Source organism: Streptomyces sioyaensis (assembly GCF_004122735.1).
Lineage (GTDB): Bacteria > Actinomycetota > Actinomycetes > Streptomycetales > Streptomycetaceae > Streptomyces > Streptomyces sioyaensis.
In genome coordinates this window covers 1-15,854 of sequence record NZ_SDIF01000137.1, presented here as the reverse complement: position 1 = coordinate 15,854, position 15,854 = coordinate 1, and the positions used below count along the sequence as shown (strand labels likewise).

General features: G+C 70.8%; 16 protein-coding genes and 1 pseudogene. 8 read left to right on the top strand and 9 right to left on the bottom strand.

Annotated features, from left to right (window positions below; all coding sequences use genetic code 11):
• From EST54_RS29625 to EST54_RS29615, 3 genes and pseudogenes are all read right to left on the bottom strand, one after another.
• Positions 1-564 (bottom strand): annotated as a pseudogene (locus EST54_RS29625) (hypothetical protein); the annotation flags it as partial.
• On the bottom strand, positions 564-1,367 hold the full coding sequence (locus EST54_RS29620) for an RNA polymerase sigma factor (protein ID WP_372448203.1): 804 nt from the start codon (positions 1,365-1,367) through the stop codon (positions 564-566). The gene EST54_RS29620 and the pseudogene EST54_RS29625, both read right to left, overlap by 1 nt.
• A gap of 536 nt (positions 1,368-1,903) precedes the next feature.
• The gene (locus EST54_RS29615) at positions 1,904-3,619 is read right to left on the bottom strand and encodes a beta-N-acetylhexosaminidase (protein ID WP_174857545.1); all 1,716 of its coding nucleotides are present in this window, start codon (positions 3,617-3,619) and stop codon (positions 1,904-1,906) included.
• A 404-nt stretch (positions 3,620-4,023) separates the two neighbouring features.
• On the opposite strand from EST54_RS29615, the gene EST54_RS29605 reads away from it, so the two are divergent.
• The 5 genes from EST54_RS29605 to EST54_RS29585 all read left to right on the top strand — a co-directional run bounded on the left by EST54_RS29605 (position 4,024) and on the right by EST54_RS29585 (position 8,174).
• On the top strand, positions 4,024-4,554 hold the full coding sequence (locus tag EST54_RS29605; protein ID WP_167511627.1) for a 2-oxo-4-hydroxy-4-carboxy-5-ureidoimidazoline decarboxylase: 531 nt from the start codon (positions 4,024-4,026) through the stop codon (positions 4,552-4,554).
• Positions 4,555-4,759: 205 nt separating this feature from the next.
• Entirely contained in the window at positions 4,760-5,140 is a 381-nt protein-coding gene (gene sdhC / locus EST54_RS29600) for a succinate dehydrogenase, cytochrome b556 subunit (RefSeq protein WP_129250783.1), read from the top strand.
• A gap of 6 nt (positions 5,141-5,146) precedes the next feature.
• Complete coding sequence (locus EST54_RS29595) at positions 5,147-5,626, top strand: succinate dehydrogenase hydrophobic membrane anchor subunit (protein WP_129250782.1); 480 nt, start codon at positions 5,147-5,149, stop codon at positions 5,624-5,626.
• Between the two features lie 20 nt (positions 5,627-5,646).
• Positions 5,647-7,401 (top strand): succinate dehydrogenase flavoprotein subunit, encoded by a 1,755-nt coding sequence (gene sdhA, locus EST54_RS29590; protein WP_129250781.1) that lies wholly within the window; start codon positions 5,647-5,649, stop codon positions 7,399-7,401.
• Positions 7,401-8,174 carry a succinate dehydrogenase iron-sulfur subunit gene (locus tag EST54_RS29585; protein WP_129250780.1) on the top strand — a complete coding sequence of 258 codons (774 nt, stop codon included), beginning with the start codon at positions 7,401-7,403 and terminating at the stop codon, positions 8,172-8,174. The genes sdhA and EST54_RS29585 overlap by 1 nt, the downstream gene beginning before the upstream one ends.
• On the opposite strand, the gene EST54_RS29580 is transcribed toward EST54_RS29585, so the two are convergent.
• Positions 8,158-8,979, bottom strand: a complete 822-nt coding sequence (locus tag EST54_RS29580; protein ID WP_244942641.1) for a hypothetical protein — start codon at positions 8,977-8,979, stop codon at positions 8,158-8,160. The two genes, EST54_RS29585 and EST54_RS29580, sit on opposite strands and share 17 nt — an antisense overlap.
• 355 nt (positions 8,980-9,334) lie before the next feature.
• Here EST54_RS29580 and EST54_RS29575 point away from each other — a divergent pair, with 355 nt between their 5' ends.
• Genes EST54_RS29575 through EST54_RS29565 form a run of 3 tightly spaced genes read left to right on the top strand, consistent with a single transcriptional unit; the run spans position 9,335 to position 10,992 of the window.
• On the top strand, positions 9,335-9,748 hold the full coding sequence (locus EST54_RS29575; protein WP_129250779.1) for a hypothetical protein: 414 nt from the start codon (positions 9,335-9,337) through the stop codon (positions 9,746-9,748).
• A complete protein-coding gene (locus EST54_RS29570) occupies positions 9,745-10,191 on the top strand; it encodes a thiol-disulfide oxidoreductase DCC family protein (protein WP_129250778.1) in 447 nt (148 codons plus the stop codon). The genes EST54_RS29575 and EST54_RS29570 overlap by 4 nt, the downstream gene beginning before the upstream one ends.
• A 9-nt stretch (positions 10,192-10,200) precedes the next feature.
• On the top strand, positions 10,201-10,992 hold the full coding sequence (locus EST54_RS29565) for a TetR/AcrR family transcriptional regulator (protein ID WP_129250777.1): 792 nt from the start codon (positions 10,201-10,203) through the stop codon (positions 10,990-10,992).
• Positions 10,993-11,131: 139 nt separating this feature from the next.
• Here the strand turns inward: EST54_RS29565 and EST54_RS29560 are convergent, their stop codons facing one another.
• From EST54_RS29560 to EST54_RS29540, 5 genes are all read right to left on the bottom strand, one after another.
• Positions 11,132-11,638, bottom strand: coding sequence for an FBP domain-containing protein (locus tag EST54_RS29560; RefSeq protein WP_129250776.1), 507 nt, complete (start codon positions 11,636-11,638; stop codon positions 11,132-11,134).
• A gap of 89 nt (positions 11,639-11,727) precedes the next feature.
• Positions 11,728-12,909, bottom strand: coding sequence for a S8 family serine peptidase (locus EST54_RS29555; RefSeq protein ID WP_129250775.1), 1,182 nt, complete (start codon positions 12,907-12,909; stop codon positions 11,728-11,730).
• Between the two features lie 111 nt (positions 12,910-13,020).
• Positions 13,021-14,418: a hypothetical protein gene (locus tag EST54_RS29550; RefSeq protein WP_129250774.1), complete on the bottom strand. Its 1,398-nt coding sequence runs from the start codon at positions 14,416-14,418 to the stop codon at positions 13,021-13,023.
• 65 nt (positions 14,419-14,483) lie between these two features.
• On the bottom strand, positions 14,484-14,795 hold the full coding sequence (locus EST54_RS29545) for a hypothetical protein (RefSeq protein ID WP_129250773.1): 312 nt from the start codon (positions 14,793-14,795) through the stop codon (positions 14,484-14,486).
• Between the two features lie 218 nt (positions 14,796-15,013).
• On the bottom strand, positions 15,014-15,854 hold an 841-nt coding region (locus tag EST54_RS29540), incomplete at its 5' end, for a metallophosphoesterase (protein WP_135796905.1).

Genomic DNA, 15,854 nt, shown 5'->3' with positions numbered 1-15,854 from the left:
CCCCGTACGGCGCGGCTTCGCGGTCGCCCTCGCCGCCTGCCCGCTGGGGGTGGGGTCGGGGGTGCTTTCCGTGGTGCCGTCGGTCTGGGCGCCGGGCTCGGGGGTGTCGAGCGGACCGGGGGTTTCGGCGCCCGAGACGCTGGAGGCGGGTGCGGGCTCGCCGCCCCGGAAGGGGCTGGGCAGCACGCCGGTGCCGGCCGCGACGGCGACGCCGCCGATGGCGCAGGCGGCGAGGGCGACCGCGAAGCCGCGCCGTACGGGGCGGCCGAACCGGGTGCGTTCGGCGACGGCGGTGCCGCGCCCGCCCCCGAACGCCTCGTCGGCGCCACGGCTGCGGGTGTGGGCCGCGGAGCCGCGGCCGGCGGTCCGGCGGAACGCGGCCATCGCGGCTTCCTCGCCGGGCATCTCGACCGTTTCCGGCACCTTGGCGCCGACCGCGGCGGCGGCCTGGAGGAGCTGTTCGAGTTCGCGTGCGCCGTCGCCGTGCCGGGCACCGACCGGTTCACCGCGCAGCATCCGCTCCGCGGTGTCCTTGTCGAGCCAGTTGTACCGGTCGTCGGCCATCACATGTCCTTCTGCGTTCGTGCGGCCGTTTCCGTCACACCTGGTACGTACGATTCCGCCACGCCGTCGCGGCGTCTTCGACCCTGTATCGGCACCCCACTCACCGTTCCGCCCCCTCCCCGGGGCCGTCGCGCGACCCGACCGGTGGGGGCACTTTCGCCGTGCTCGGCGCCTTCGTCGCCGCCGTCGTGGCTCTCCTGCCGCATGCTGTCCTGCTGGGTGTCCCGGCTGCCGTCCGGTGCGTCGCCGATCAGCTCGGCGAGCCGCCGCAGCCCGCGGTGTGCGGCGGTGCGCACCGCGCCGGGTCGTTTGCCGAGCACCTGCGCGGCGCTCTTGGCGTCGAGTCCGACCACCACCCGGAGCACCACGGCCTCGGCCTGGTCCTGCGGCAGCCGGGCTATCAGCTGCATGGTGCGGCCGGTGCCGAGGGCTTCCATCGCTTCGCCCGCGGTGTCGGACGCGGCGGGGGTGTCGGCGAGTTCGCTGTCGTCGCCGCCGATCGCCGGGCGGCGGCCGCGCATCCGGATGTGGTCCAGGGCGCGGTTGCGGGCGATACGGGCGGCCCAGCCGCGGAAGCGGTCGGCGTCGCCGCTGAAGCGCGCGAGATCGCGGGTGATCTGGAGCCAGGCTTCCGAGGTGACGTCCTCAACGTCCGGTTCGCTCACCAAAGTCCGCACATACCCCAATAGTCGGGGATGTACGGCACGGTAAACGGTACGGAACGCCGCCTCGTCGCCGGCCTGTGCCGCCTGCACGGCCACCGTCAGCCGACGGTCGTCCGGCTGAATGTCGTCCCCTCGCACAGGTCCATCCTGTCGCACGCGGAATGTCCGCCGCCCGGTCCTTGCTGCTTTGTTGCTCCGCCCGGCCACAACCACCGGGCACCGTGGCTGCACTGCCGACTGCTGCTGCCGCCGGCCGGGAACTCCCGGTAACCGGGATGTTCCCGCAGACCGTAACGCGTGCGCCCGCCGGGCACCGAACCCGGGAGGGGAGGCGCCGCCGGCCCGGCGGCGCCGGAAACCGGGGAGCACGCAGTGGCCGGAGCACCGGCCGAAAGCGCACCGGCACCCGCGCGTACCCCCGGGACGAAGGCCTTGCCCCGCGCCACCGGAAAACGCCGCGAACACCGCGCTCACCTGCACAGATACGCACGTTACGACCCCGCCCCGGCCCACGTCCAGAGCACTGGCAGTTCTTCTGTCCGCACCGCGTGTGACGCTTTCGGGCCGCTCGGCGCTGTACCGGATAGAGGGCCGTCACGGCCCTTCGCGAACGACGGCCGGGGCCTCTCCTGTGGGGGGTGGCGGCCCCGGCCGTCCTCGTTCTCTCACCTGATTCACACCCGGTTGGCCAGCGCCTGGAACTGCGTCCAGGACAGCGCGGGCGTCCGCGGGTCCCAGGTCTTCTGCGCCAGTGCCGCCAGCGGCAGCCGGATTCCGGCGGCCACCTGCTGCTGCGTCTGCGCCTGGGCCCGGTCGGACCAGATCGCGAAGCGCGCCCCGGGGATCCGGTTCGGGCCGGTCATGCTCGCGGGCACCGCCACCGGCCCGGTACCGCGGATCACCATCGGGGTCCAGCTCTGGTAGATCCGCTGGCCGGTCGGATACGTGAACTGGTTGGGCTCACCGAGGACGTAGTAGAGGTACTCGTCGTTGAAGTTCATGACGTTGCGGCCCTCGCGCAGGAACGCCTCCGGGGGACGCTTGCCGATCTCCTTGCCGGTCCAGTAGTCGACCATCCGGTTCTTGTCGGCGGACACCCGGGGGCTCGCGAAGAAGCCGTCGTTCCAGGCCTCGATGCGGTTCTTGCCCTTCGCCTCCACGGTCTTCTGCCGGTCGTTGAGCCAGCCGGTCGTCAGGTCCTCGACGGTGCCGCCGGACCCGTACTTGGCCCGGGCGGCCTTGGCCAGCTGCGGATACGAGGTGGACGGGGAGGACGACATCAGCGCCTGGTACTCGTCCCCGCCGAGGTGCCAGTACGCCGGGGCGCCCTTGGGGTTGGTGAACAGCTCGCTCATTTCCTTCAGCAGTGAGTCGATCAGCGGGGCCGCTTTGGGGTTGGAGATGTCGATCGCGCCGGGGATCACCCGGCCCTGCGCGTTGCGCAGCCGCAGATCGGGATAGTGGTCCAGCACGGCGCCCAGATGGCCGGGCGAGTCCAGCTCCGGGACGACGGAGATGTGCAGGCCGCGCGCCAGCGCGATGATCTGGCGGACCTGGGCCTTGGTCAGATGGTCGGCGGAGACGACCTCGGGGTGGGTGTCGCTCTGGATGCGGAAGCCCTGGTCGTCGGAGAAGTGCAGCTGGAACTGGTTGAGCTTGAGGTCGGCGATCTCCCGCAGCCGGGCCTCGATCCAGTCCGCGGTGTACGGCTTGCGGGCGTTGTCCAGCGACATGCCGCGCTGCGGCCGGTCCGGCCGGTCCTCGATGGTGCCCTCCGGGAGACCGCCCGCGGCGCGGACGGCCTGCTTGACGGTGCGGGTGCCGTAGAAAATTCCGGCGTCGGTGGGGGCCGTGAGAGTGAGCCGGGTGCCGCTGGCGGTGAGCGTGTACGCCTCGTCGGCGGTGCTCTGGACGGGCACGTTGTCCGGTTGGCCCGCCCCGTTCTTTCCGCTCAGCTTCACCTCGATGTCACCCGGCCGCACCGTCTGGTCGCCGTAGACGACGCTCATCCCTCCGAGTTCCTTGGCCAGCCGCTGGGCCTCGTCGGCGACGTTGCTCTTCTCGCCGGCCGGCACCACCACCCGGGCCCCGGAAGACGGGCGCCAGCCGCGTCCCTCGGCCCGGCGGAAGCTGCGGACGGCTGGGATGACCTGCGGCGTTCCGGTCACCGGTGCCCAGGTGGGGGTGGCCGCCGGTGAGGGGTTCATCTTGGCGCTGGTGCTGCCGGGCGGCTCGGTGTCCGCGGTGCCGGAGCAGCCGGCGAGCAGCAGCGCACCGGTGAGCGCGGCGGCCGGCAGCGCGGACCGGGCCGTGCCGCTCCGGATCCACGTCCGGGGGCAGGGGGAGGCCGAGGGCCGCGGGGTGCGCGGCGGCCGCATCGGGTTCGACATCGTGCAATCCTCACTTTTCGGGGCGAAGGCATTGCCAGGTGTGCGGAGCCGGTCGTCCACCGCACGCGCGAAACCCTTCTCATCCGGGTGAAATTCGCGCATCCGTCGGACAGTGGTCGACAAGCGTCGTTAGCGTGGCGTCTCCAGTGGTCACCCCCGTCACAGGGCTCTCCAGGAACCGCCGGATACCGCCGGGGTGTCGTGTCCCACGCACCACCGTCACACCCTCCGCCGCTTCGTCCGCGTCCCGGCTTCGGTCCGCTTCTCCCCAGCTTCCTTCAGCAGCCCGCCCCGCACCCGTCGAAACCCTCCATTCGCATCCGTCCGAGGAGCCCACGCTGTCCGGTGACACCCCGGCCGCCCGGCCGCCGACGCTGCCCCCGCCGCACACGCCCGGCGGCGGCATATCGCCGTGGGTCCGCGGCACCGCGCTGCCGCGCCCCCGCCCCGAGGGCCTGGGACTCGCCCGCTTCAACGCCCTGGGCCGGGACGACAACCTCGCCGTGCTCCTGCGCTGCTGCGGCAGCCGCCGCTGGGCCGAGCGGGTCGCCGCGCACCGCCCCTACCCGGATCTGGAGTCCCTGCTCGCCGCCTCCGACGAGGCCTGTTACGACCTGAACCCGGCCGAGCTGGACGAGGCGCTCGCCGAGGAGTCGCTCTCCCCGCAGCCCCTCGTCGGCGCCCGCGGGCCCGGCACGCTCGCCGCCCACACCGCGCTGCGTGCCGCGCACGCCGAATACGAACGGCGCTTTCGTCATGTCTTCGTCATCTGCCTGGACGGCTATCGCGACGACGAACTGCTCGACCAGGTGCTGTCCGCCCTCCGCACCCGGCTGAACAACGAAGCGGACGAGGAGCGGGCGGTCACCGCGGACGAGCTGCGCCGGCTGGCCCGCGGCCGGCTGAGGCGGCTGATGGCCGCCGTAGGGCAGTGAATCGCCGCCCGTGTCCGGGAACGTCCTGGTTCTCACTGGTGTGATAGCCCGTTGGGTGCCTGTTTGATCACACCTAAGGACCCCCGCGCGAGGAACCGACAGCTCGTCGATACGATGACGAGCGGCCGGAGGACCGTACCCGGCCGGGCCCGACCGACAGAGAAGCCGGCTGGCGCCCCAATCCCCGCTCCCGGAGGGTATTTCCGTGCCGGCTGGAACGCTGTACCGCGGCCGGGAAGGCATGTGGTCCTGGGTGGCTCACCGAGTCACCGGCGTCCTCATCTTCTTCTTCCTGTTCGTACACGTCCTCGACACCGCTCTCGTACGCGTCTCCCCCGAGGCGTACGACAACGTCGTTGCGACATACAAGACGCCGATCGTCAACGTGATGGAGTACGGCCTGGTGGCCGCCATCCTCTTCCACGCGCTCAACGGCCTGCGGGTCATCGCGGTGGACTTCTGGGCCAAGGGCCCGAAGTACCAGAAGCAGATGCTGTGGACCGTTGTCGGTGTCTGGGTCGTGCTGATGGCCGGTGCCTTCTACCCCGTGCTGCAGCACACTCTGCGCACGCTGTTCGGGAGCTGACGCGTGATGTCTGCTGAAACCACCTCCGCAGAGGCCACCGCGACGGAAGGCGTCTCGCTCTACGACGTGGACAACCCCGCTCCGGTCATCGAGCCGCCGCGCAAGCGCACCAAGAAGACCGGGAGCGCTTCCCGCGGCAACTTCGAGATGCAGGCCTGGCTGTTCATGCGGCTGTCCGGCATCGTGCTGGTCGTCCTGGTCCTGGGTCACCTGCTGATCCAGCTCGTCCTCGACGGCGGTGTCTCCAAGATCGGCTTCGCGTTCGTGGCCGGCCGCTGGGCCTCCCCGTTCTGGCAGGTCTGGGACCTGCTGATGCTGTGGCTGGCCATGCTGCACGGCGCCAACGGCCTGCGTACGGTCATCAACGACTACGCGCAGCGGGACAACACCCGCTTCTGGCTGAAGATGCTGCTGTACACCGCGACGGTGTTCACCGTCCTTCTGGGCACGCTGGTGATCTTCACCTTCGACCCGAACATCTCCTGAAGCCGGGGCTGACTGGAACCATGAAGATCCACAAGTACGACACCGTCATCGTCGGCGCCGGCGGCGCGGGCATGCGCGCGGCCATCGAGTCGACGAAGCGCAGCCGCACCGCGGTCCTGACGAAGCTCTACCCGACCCGCTCCCACACCGGCGCCGCCCAGGGCGGTATGGCCGCCGCCCTCGCGAACGTCGAGGAGGACAACTGGGAGTGGCACACCTTCGACACGATCAAGGGTGGCGACTACCTGGTCGACCAGGACGCCGCCGAGATCCTCGCGAAGGAGGCCATCGACTCGGTCCTCGACCTGGAGAAGATGGGCCTGCCGTTCAACCGGACCCCGGACGGCACGATCGACCAGCGCCGCTTCGGCGGTCACTCCCGTAACCACGGTGAGGCCCCGGTCCGCCGGTCCTGCTACGCCTCGGACCGCACCGGCCACATGATCCTCCAGACGCTGTACCAGAACTGCGTCAAGGAGGGCGTGGAGTTCTTCAACGAGTTCTACGTGCTCGACCTGCTGCTCCAGGAGGTCGACGGCGTCAAGAAGTCCGCGGGCGTCGTCGCGTACGAGCTGGCCACCGGCGAGGTGCACGTCTTCCAGGCGAAGTCGATCATCTTCGCGTCCGGCGGCACCGGCAAGTTCTTCAAGGTGACCTCCAACGCGCACACCCTGACCGGTGACGGCCAGGCCGCCGCCTACCGCCGCGGGCTGCCGCTGGAGGACATGGAGTTCTTCCAGTTCCACCCGACGGGCATCTGGCGGATGGGCATCCTGCTGACGGAGGGCGCCCGTGGTGAGGGCGGCATCCTCCGCAACAAGGACGGCGAGCGCTTCATGGAGAAGTACGCGCCCGTCATGAAGGACCTCGCCTCGCGTGACGTCGTCTCGCGCTCCATCTACACGGAGATCCGCGAGGGCCGCGGCTGCGGTCCGGACGGCGACCACGTCTACCTGGACCTCACCCACCTGCCGCCGGAGCAGCTGGACGCCAAGCTCCCGGACATCACCGAGTTCGCGCGGACCTACCTCGGTATCGAGCCCTACACGGACCCGATCCCGATCCAGCCGACCGCGCACTACGCCATGGGCGGCATCCCGACGAACGTCGAGGGTGAGGTCCTGGCGGACAACACCACCGTCGTGCCGGGCCTGTACGCGGCCGGCGAGGTGGCCTGTGTCTCCGTGCACGGCGCCAACCGCCTGGGCACCAACTCGCTGCTGGACATCAACGTCTTCGGCCGCCGGGCCGGCATCGCGGCGGCGGAGTACTCGGCCACGGCCGACTTCGTCGAGCTCCCCGAGGACCCGGCGAAGCAGGTCGTCGACCAGGTCGAGCGGCTGCGCAACTCCACGGGCAGCGAGCGGGTCACCGAGATCCGCAAGGAGCTCCAGGAGTGCATGGACGCCAACGTGATGGTGTTCCGCACCGAGCAGACGATCAAGACCGCGGTCGAGAAGATCGGCGAGCTGCGCGAGCGCTACCTGAACGTGTCCATCCAGGACAAGGGCAAGCGGTTCAACACCGACCTGCTGGAGGCCGTCGAGCTGGGCAACCTGCTGGACCTGGCCGAGGTCATGGCGGTGTCCGCGCTGGCCCGCAAGGAGTCCCGCGGCGGTCACTACCGCGAGGACTTCCCCAACCGCGACGACGTCAACTTCATGCGGCACACCATGGCGTACCGCGAGGTGGGCGCAGACGGCACCGAGTCGATCCGCCTCGACTACAAGCCGGTCGTGCAGACCCGCTACCAGCCGATGGAGCGTAAGTACTGATGAGCACCCCGACTCTCGACAAGCACTCCGCCGCGCTGGACGCGGCCGAGGACGGTGCCTCGCATCTGATCACGGTCACCTTCCGGATCCGCCGGTTCAACCCGGAGATCTCGGAGGACGCCAGCTGGCAGGACTTCCAGCTGGAGATCGACCCCAAGGAGCGCGTCCTGGACGCCCTCCACAAGATCAAGTGGGAGCTGGACGGGACGCTGACCTTCCGCCGTTCCTGCGCCCACGGCATCTGCGGCTCGGACGCCATGCGGATCAACGGCCGCAACCGCCTCGCCTGCAAGACGCTGATCAAGGACATCAGCCCGGAGAAGCCGATCACGGTCGAGGCCATCAAGGGCCTCACGGTGATGAAGGACCTTGTCGTCGACATGGAGCCCTTCTTCCAGGCCTACCGCGACGTGATGCCCTTCCTCATCACGACCGGCAACGAGCCGACCCGTGAGCGCCGGCAGTCCGCCGAGGACCGCGAGCGCTTCGACGACACGACGAAGTGCATCCTCTGCGCCGCCTGCACCAGCTCCTGCCCGGTGTTCTGGAACGACGGCCAGTACTTCGGCCCGGCGGCGATCGTCAACGCGCACCGCTTCATCTTCGACAGCCGTGACGAGGGTGGCGAGCAGCGTCTCGAAATCCTCAACGACAAGGACGGCGTCTGGCGCTGCCGGACGACCTTCAACTGCACGGACGCCTGCCCGCGCGGTATCGAGGTCACCAAGGCCATCCAGGAAGTGAAGCGCGCGCTGATCACCCGCCGCTTCTGATCCCGGCGGCGATCCGGGTTCCGACCCGGCCGCCGAGCAGCGCCGGTACCTCCCGAAGGGCCTCGCCTCCGTACAACCGGGGGCGGGGCCCTTCGGCCTGCCCGTCCGCCTGCGCCGGGTACACCAGTACCGGCGGCAGCGCGTCGTCCACCAGCGCCAGCGGGTGGCCACAGGAGAAGTACGACGGGACGAGGACCAGGCCCCGGCCCTGGAGGAACAGCTCCCGCTCCACCGGATAGCCGACCTCCAGCACCGGCGGCCGCCAGCGCATCAGCGGACCGAGGGTCCGCAGCATCGCCTCCACCCCGGACTGCGCCAGGGCATGCCGGCGCAACTCCCGGTCCGCGCCGACCCGTTGCGCGATCCGCGGCCAGGCCGGCGCCACCGCCAGATGGTGGTACGTCCGCAGGCCGCGCGCGAGCCGCCGCAGCGCGGCCGGCTCCCCCTCCGCGATACCGCGCGCCCACCCCGGCAGCGCCCGGTGCCCGGACAGCCGCGTCAGCTCGGCCCGCAGCCGCTGCCGCGGGGTGCTCATCACGGCCTCCAGGCCGGGCTCGACCCCGTGTTGGGACGCGAACGGGGTGAGGAAGTCGGGGAAGTAGCCGGTCAGCGGGACCAGCGCGAACAGCGTCGGCAGCGGCCCCGGCCCGTGCCGCACGGCATGCCGCCGCCAGGCCGCCAGCGCCGGCTCGGTCCGGTCGATCCGCAGGCTGTGCAGGCTCAGCGCCGTCTCCCAGAGCGGGTCGGCCCCGTCGGCCACGCGCGTACGCGCCAGATCCTGCGCCGTGAAATGCACTCTGAGCACATGTCCCCCTGCTTGTACGCCACTTGCCCGAGCGGTGTGGTCACGAGGATCTGTCCGGCGGCGGACGGCCCGCAACCGGAACCGACGGGTAGCCTCCGGGCCGCCGCGCGCCTCCGGACTGCCGCGCACCACCTCCGGGCCGCCGCGCACCACCTCCGGAACCGCGCCGCACCACCTCCGGACCGATGTGCACCTCCGGACATCCCGCCGTGGCCGAACACCCGCAGGAGTCGGCGGACTTGAGTGGACCACCCCCGCACCCAGAGACACCCCTCCCCCAACTTGAACGCGTTCAAAAACAGGTCTACAGTTCCTGCTGAACCTACTTTTTGAACACGTTCAAAGGGGGTGGGGTATGGACCTCACAGTCACCACGTACGTCACGTACCTGGCCATCAGCGTGGGACTCACCATCTGGGTCGCCCGCACGCTGAGCCGGAACGGCCGGGTCTTCCTGGCCGATGTGCTGAAGGGCAACGAACAGCTCGCCGAAGCCGTCAACCACCTGCTGGTGGTGGGCTTCTACCTCGTCAACCTCGGCTTTGTGGCGCTGTATCTGAAGGCCGCGGACGCCGTCCCCGACACCCGCCGGCTCGTCGAGGCGCTGTCGGTCAAGCTCGGTGTCGTCCTGCTGGTGCTCGGGGTGCTGCACCTGACCAACGTCTTCGTCCTGAACAAGATCCGCCGGCGCGGAGTGATGGAGCGCGAGCAACTGCCGCCGGTCGCGCCGCAGGGCTGGACCGAGACCGCGCCCGCGACGGGGGCGTGAGCGAGGTGGCCGGCCACCCGGCGGACCGGGGCGGCGCCGCCGTCCCGGTCCGCCGGCTCACGGTGCTGTACGACCCCAAGTGCCCGCTGTGCACACGGGTGCACGACTGGCTGGTGAGGCAGCGGCAGTTGGTCCCGCTGGAGCTGCTGCCGGTGGCCACCGCCGAGACCCGCGCCCGCTTCCCCGGCCTCGACCACGAGGCCACGCTGCGGGAGATCACCGTGATCGGGGACAGCGGACAGCTCTACACCGGCCACGCTGCCTGGGTGGTGTGCCTGTGGGCGCTGGCCGACTACCGGCCCATGGCCCATCGGTTCACCAGTCCGGCGGGCGCCCCGCTGGCCCGCGCCGCCGTCCTGGCCGCCGCGCGCTACCGGGCCAGGACCCGGGACCCGGACGAGAGCCCCGAGGGCCTCGGCGGGTGCACCGTCGCCTCGGGCTAGGGTCAGGGTGTGGACGAAGCGACAACCGACGCGACAGGCGCCGCGGGCGCGGCCGAGGGGACCGGCCCGCAGCGCCGCCCCGCGCCGGGCACCAAGAGCGAGCGGACCCGGACGATGATCCTGGAGACGGCCCTGCGCCTCTTCCAGGACCGCGGCTACGACAAGACCACCATGCGGGCCATCGCCCAGGAGGCCGGGGTCTCCGTCGGCAACGCCTACTACTACTTCGGGTCCAAGGAGCACCTCGTCCAGGGGTTCTACGACCGTATCGGCGAGCAGCACGCCGAGGCCGTCCAGGACGTGCTGGACCGGGAAAAGGACCTGGCCCGGCGGATCCGCGGCGTCCTGCTCACCTGGCTGGACGTCGCCGAGCCGTACCACGAGTTCGCGACCCAGTTCTTCAAGAACGCCGCGGATCCCGAGAGCCCGCTCAGCCCGTTCTCCGAGGAGTCCCGGGGGGCGCGGGAGGCCGCCATCGCCCTGCACCGGCGGACCCTGGCCGGGGCGGACATCACGTACGCGCCCGAACTCGCCGAGCAGCTGCCGCAGTTGCTCTGGATGCAGCAGATGGGCATGGTCCTGTACTGGGTGTACGACCGCTCACCGGGGTGCGCCCGCACCCGTGCCCTGGTGGAGCGGGGCGCCCCGCTCGTCGCCCGCGGCGTGGCCGTCTCCCGCTTCCGTGTCGTACGACCCCTCGTGCGCGAAATATCGGCGGTGCTCGGCGAGTTCCTCGTGTCGTCGCCGCGGTCGGCGAAGCGGGGCGGGCCACCGGACGCCGGGACCGGTGCGCCCGCCTGAGGACTCCGCAGAGCGGGAACGCCCGGGGCGGCGTCCCGGACCTGGGGCCCCCGTGCCGCACAGGACATTTCTCCGTACCGGCCGCGCCCTCTGAGGTCCTGCGGCAGCGGGGGAGCAACTGCCCGCTCCCCCGCTGCCGTTATCGCTCGCCCTCCAGCACCTTGTCCAGGAACGCATCCAGGTTCCGCACGGTACGGGCGATCCGCTCCTCCAGTGGCAGCGTCTCCTCGTGCCGCCCGGCGAGCTGGGACCGCTTGCGTCCCCGGACGTAGAGGGAGCAGGCGAGGTCGGCGCACAGATAGGTGCCGACGGTGTTTCCCTGCCGTCCCAACGGGCCGGCCCGGCGTGCGGCGAGCAAGCTGACACCGGATCCCGGGTGCCCGGTCACACAGACCGAACACACCGTCGTCTTGGTGAAGCTCCGCCGGACGCCCTGCGGCACCCGGAGCGTCACCCCGATGAGCGCATCGCCCCGCGGCGCGACCAGGTAGCTCCGGTCCGGCGCCCCCTGATCACGCCACCCCAGAAAGTCCAGGTCGTCCCAGGGGAGTCCGGCCAGCCCCGGCGGCAGAGAGAGCCTGCTCGCCTCCCCCTTCGAGCAGTTGACGAAGGAGGCACGTATTTCTTTGTCACCTACGGGGTCCATGACCGGGAAGCTAGCCGGACGGCCGGGGCCGCGTCGCCTGGTTTTCCCGCGGGAAGGACGGATGCGGCTGTCCAGGGGTGCCGTGCGGGTCAGCCCCAGGCCTGGGGGCGGGGGTTGTTGCGGCGGCGGACGGAGACCACGACGGCGATGATGATGCCGGCGACGACGAGGACTCCGAGGCCGATGCCGCCGTAGAGCATGATCGCCTTCTTGCCGCCCATGGGCGGGTGGGGGTCGAAGCCCTTGCCGTCGGCGTTCTGGGACGCCTTGTCGTCCGGCATCGGCAGCGGGCCCTGTGCCGGGCCCGCCTCGATGTGGCGCCGCAGGGCCGGGCCGGGCTGGATGAAGCCGTAGCCGTAGTGGGCGTCGGGGAGCTTGAGGTGCTTGTCCTTCTCGGCCTGCGCGAGTCCGGCGGTCTTCACGAGACGGTTGGCGAGCTGGCCGGGAGTGAGGTCCGGGAACTTCTGCTTGAGGAGGGCCACGGCGGCGGAGGCGTACGCGGTGGCGGCCGAACTGCCGTCCGCGGACGTGCGGTAGGCGGAGTCGCTCTTGCCCATCGCGACCGGAACCTTCACCCCGGGCGCGAGCAGATCCATGTCCGAGTTGTAGTTGTTGTCGTCGGAGGCCTCGCCGTACTGGTCGACCGAGCCGACGCCGATCGCTCCCTTGCAGCCCACCGGGTAGCTCTTCTGGGCCCAGCCGTCGTTGCCGACGGCCGCCACGACCACGACCCCCTTCTTCAGGGCGTACTGAATGGATTCGCAGGTGTCACCTGCCAGGTCCCCGCCATAGGACATGTTGATGACGTCCGCACCGTGGTCCACGGCCCATCGGGTGGCCTGTCCGCTGTTCTTGTACTCCGGGACGGGGAGGATCTTCGCGTCCGGTGCCAGCCCCTTGACGCCCTGGGAACCGTTCGGACCGTGTCCGTGGCCCGCGATGATTCCGGCCATCGCGGTGCCGTGGTCCCGGATGTCCTGACCACCGGAAAGGTGCTTGGCGCCCTCGGCTTCCGTTGCCTTTCCGAAGTCCGGCCCGGGAAGGAACTGCCCCGTCAGGTCCTGATGGGTCTCGCGGAAGCCGCTGTCGAGCACGGCCACCGTCACGCCCTTGCCGGTGGCTTCCTTCCAGAGCTGCTGGGCCCCGAACGCCTCCAGCGGCCACAGATCCTTGCGTACTTGATCCGCGGAGGCGGTACCGCTCGCGGCCAGCAGCAGCGCTCCGGTCAGCGCAGCACCCGCCGTCGCGCGCAGTGTTCGGGTGACCCTCATCCTCGCTCCTTCTTGCTGTGCTCCGGGCGGCATTGTTCCGCCTGAGGAAAGGCCCCGCACACCCGGGTGCGGGGCCTTTCCTCATTGGCCGCATGCGACGTTATCGTCGGCCTACTCGATGACGCGAGGGGCCACCCGACGTTCGGTGGTCCAGGTCTCCTCGTCCTCGACGAGGTAGTCGGGGCGCTGTCCGCGCTCCTTGTCCCCCTTGCCCTTGCCCTTCGCTCCGGGGGCGCCCGCCATGCCCGCCTGCTTGCCGCCACGGCTGCGGTGCAGCCCCGAGCCGCCCTGCTTGGCGCCGCCCGCCGGGCCACCCGGCTTGCCGGCCAGGCCGCCGCGCGTGCGCGCCTGCGGGCCACCGCGCCCGGCCGCACCGGCCGCGCCCGCCTTGCCCGCACCTAGGCCGGCGCCCGGCATACCGCCGCGCATCCCGCCGGCACCGAAGGCACCGGCCGCGCCGATGGCGCCGGGCGCGAGCGCACCACCGGGGAAGCCACCGCCCGAACCGCCGGGCATGCCGTGGCCGCCCGGCGTGCCACCGCTGATGCCGCCTCCGCCGACCGACGGCGGAGCGAGGGTGCCGCCCTGCACGCTGTCCAGCCCGGTCGTCACCGGCACCTCGGGCCGCGCCACGTGGTGCGGGCTGTCGAAGCCCTTCGGGACGGCGTGGCCGCCCGCACCGTTGGGCGTGTCCGGGCCCGACGAAGAGTCCTTCGGGTGGGCGCCACCGATCACGGGCATCCGCACCGGAGGCGGCGACGGGTGCGAGGACGGGGGCTTCGGCCAGTCGTCGCCGGGGCCGCCCGGCTCGATCCCGTCGTTGAGCCGCTTGCCCTGCCCGTCGTAATGCGCCGCCAGCTCATCCATCACGATGACCGCCTCGACCTGGCGCTCCTTGCTCAGGGACAGGCTGTCCCGGTTGAGCTCCAGCGCCATGCGGGTGTCCATCTTCGGGTTCTGCATGTCCCGCTTGAACTGGCTGTCGTCGCCGCTGTCGTCCTTGGCCCGGTCCACGAGGCCCGGGTCATGGATCTTGGACATCGTCGTCTTGGCCGCGCGCAGGTTGTGCGCGACGCCGACCTCCGGCCCCGAGGAGCGCGAACCGATCAGCGTGGACTCGACGTTGCGGGAGTGCTGGTAGGTCCGGTCGATCTTCTCCAGGACCTTGCCGGCCTCCCTGCGGAACGCCTGGGCCGCCGAGCCCTCCCAGTGCGCCGAGGCGTGCTCGACGGCGTCCATGAAAGCCTTGCGGATACCGCCCTGGCCGTCCTGGCCGCCGAGCCGGTCGGCGGAGGCGCGCCAGTGATGGCCGGAGGTCTCGATCGCCTCGGGGTTGGCGTTGGCGATCATCGCGCGGAGTGCGTCGATGCCGTGGTGATGGAAGTCGGACGGCGAACGGGGGGTCAGCTGCTGACCCTTGAACGACTTCAGCCGCTCCTCCCGCTCGTGGTTCTTGCGCTGTTGCTCCATCGCCTTGGCGTTGTCGTACTCCTGCTTGGCGTCAACCATGCAGGCCCCCCTTCATGTCCAGCTCCGTCTCTCGTCCATGTATCCCGCGGGCCGCGCTCGGCCGTTCAGCCGTTCATGGATGTTTTGGTCTCGTGCTCCTGGTCCTCGTACGCGCCCCGGCTGGCTTCCGTCTTCTCGCCGAACCGGTGGATGAGGTCCTGGAGGGCGTTGATGACCTGCGACATGTACTCCTGCATGCCGTCATGGGCCTTGGCGAGTTTCCCCGCCTCCAGGAAATCGACGCCGAATGCCGACATCGGGATCGTGGTGCTGTATTTCACCTTCTGGCTGGGTTCATCCATATCGGCCCGAAGGCGCCGGAGCTGGCGTACCACGCCGTCCAGTTCGTCGAGGTCGACCTTGAACTGCTCGCTCATTACCGCTCTCCCCGTTCCCCGCTCGTCCCGCTCGCACCGCCCCGCAAAGCCGTCACGCCGAGGACAATATGAAGTCAATAAATACTAGGGAGTTGGCCCCAGTCACTGCAAGATCGAATGTCGGTATCTGTCCGGATTGACGCAGGATGAGGCCGCACTTTGTAGAGGGGTTGTTACCTTCTCGGCGCAACCGATCCCTTCGGTGATCACCTTGGCGATCAGGCCCGCAGCGAGGCGAGTTCGACCACCGTGATGTCCGGCGGCGCCCCGAGCCGCACCGGCGGCCCCCAGGCGCCCGCGCCGCGGGTGACGTAGAGCTGGGTGTCGCCGTAGCGCTGCAGCCCGGCGACGGTGGGGTTGGTGGCGGCGGCGACATACGTGAAGGGCCACATCTGGCCGCCGTGGGTGTGGCCGGAGAGCTGGAGGTCCACCCCGAACCGGACGGTGTCGTGGATGGTCACCGGCTGGTGGGCCATCAGAACGACGGCGCGGGCCGGGTCCCGGCCGCTGAGCGTCCCGTCGTAGTCCGGGCCCGCCTGTTCGGTCTGGCCGGAGACGTCGTTGACGCCTGCGAGGTCGAAGCCGGGCAGCGCGGTCCGCGCGTTCTCCAGCGGATGGATGCCCAACTCGCGTACGTGGTCGACCCATTGGCGGGCGCCCGAGTAGTACTCGTGGTTGCCGGTGACGAAGTACGCGCTGTGCCGGGAGCTCAGTGCGCGCAGCGGCTCGGCGGCCGGTCCGAGGTCGGCGACGCTGCCGTCGGCCAGATCGCCGACGATGGCCACCAGGTCGGGGGAGGTGCTGTTGATGGCCTCGACGACGCGCCGGGTGTGGGCGCGGCCGAGGATCGGGCCGAGGTGGATGTCGCTGACGACGGCGATCCGGAAGCCGTGGGCGGCGCGCGGCAGTTTGGCCAGCGGGACCGTCACGCGCTTCACCACCGGGCCGCGCAGGGTCGTCGCGGTGCCGTATCCGACGGCGGCCGTGGCGGCCAGGGAGGCGCCGGCGGCGACCGCCCGGGCGAGGAAGAGCCGGCGGGGCGGGGTCGCGGGCGGCGGG

What these genes read in the sequence shown, in the direction of transcription:
- EST54_RS29615 (WP_174857545.1), bottom strand. Translation starts at nt 3,619, where the DNA reads ATGTCGAACCCGATGCGGCCGCCGCGCACCCCGCGGCCCTCGGCCTCC.
- EST54_RS29595 (WP_129250782.1), top strand. Translation starts at nt 5,147, where the DNA reads ATGTCTGCTGAAACCACCTCCGCAGAGGCCACCGCGACGGAAGGCGTC.
- EST54_RS29575 (WP_129250779.1), top strand. Translation starts at nt 9,335, where the DNA reads ATGGACCTCACAGTCACCACGTACGTCACGTACCTGGCCATCAGCGTG.
- sdhA (WP_129250781.1), top strand. Translation starts at nt 5,647, where the DNA reads ATGAAGATCCACAAGTACGACACCGTCATCGTCGGCGCCGGCGGCGCG.
- EST54_RS29555 (WP_129250775.1), bottom strand. Translation starts at nt 12,909, where the DNA reads ATGAGGGTCACCCGAACACTGCGCGCGACGGCGGGTGCTGCGCTGACC.
- EST54_RS29585 (WP_129250780.1), top strand. Translation starts at nt 7,401, where the DNA reads ATGAGCACCCCGACTCTCGACAAGCACTCCGCCGCGCTGGACGCGGCC.
- EST54_RS29560 (WP_129250776.1), bottom strand. Translation starts at nt 11,638, where the DNA reads ATGGACCCCGTAGGTGACAAAGAAATACGTGCCTCCTTCGTCAACTGC.
- EST54_RS29545 (WP_129250773.1), bottom strand. Translation starts at nt 14,795, where the DNA reads ATGAGCGAGCAGTTCAAGGTCGACCTCGACGAACTGGACGGCGTGGTA.
- EST54_RS29550 (WP_129250774.1), bottom strand. Translation starts at nt 14,418, where the DNA reads ATGGTTGACGCCAAGCAGGAGTACGACAACGCCAAGGCGATGGAGCAA.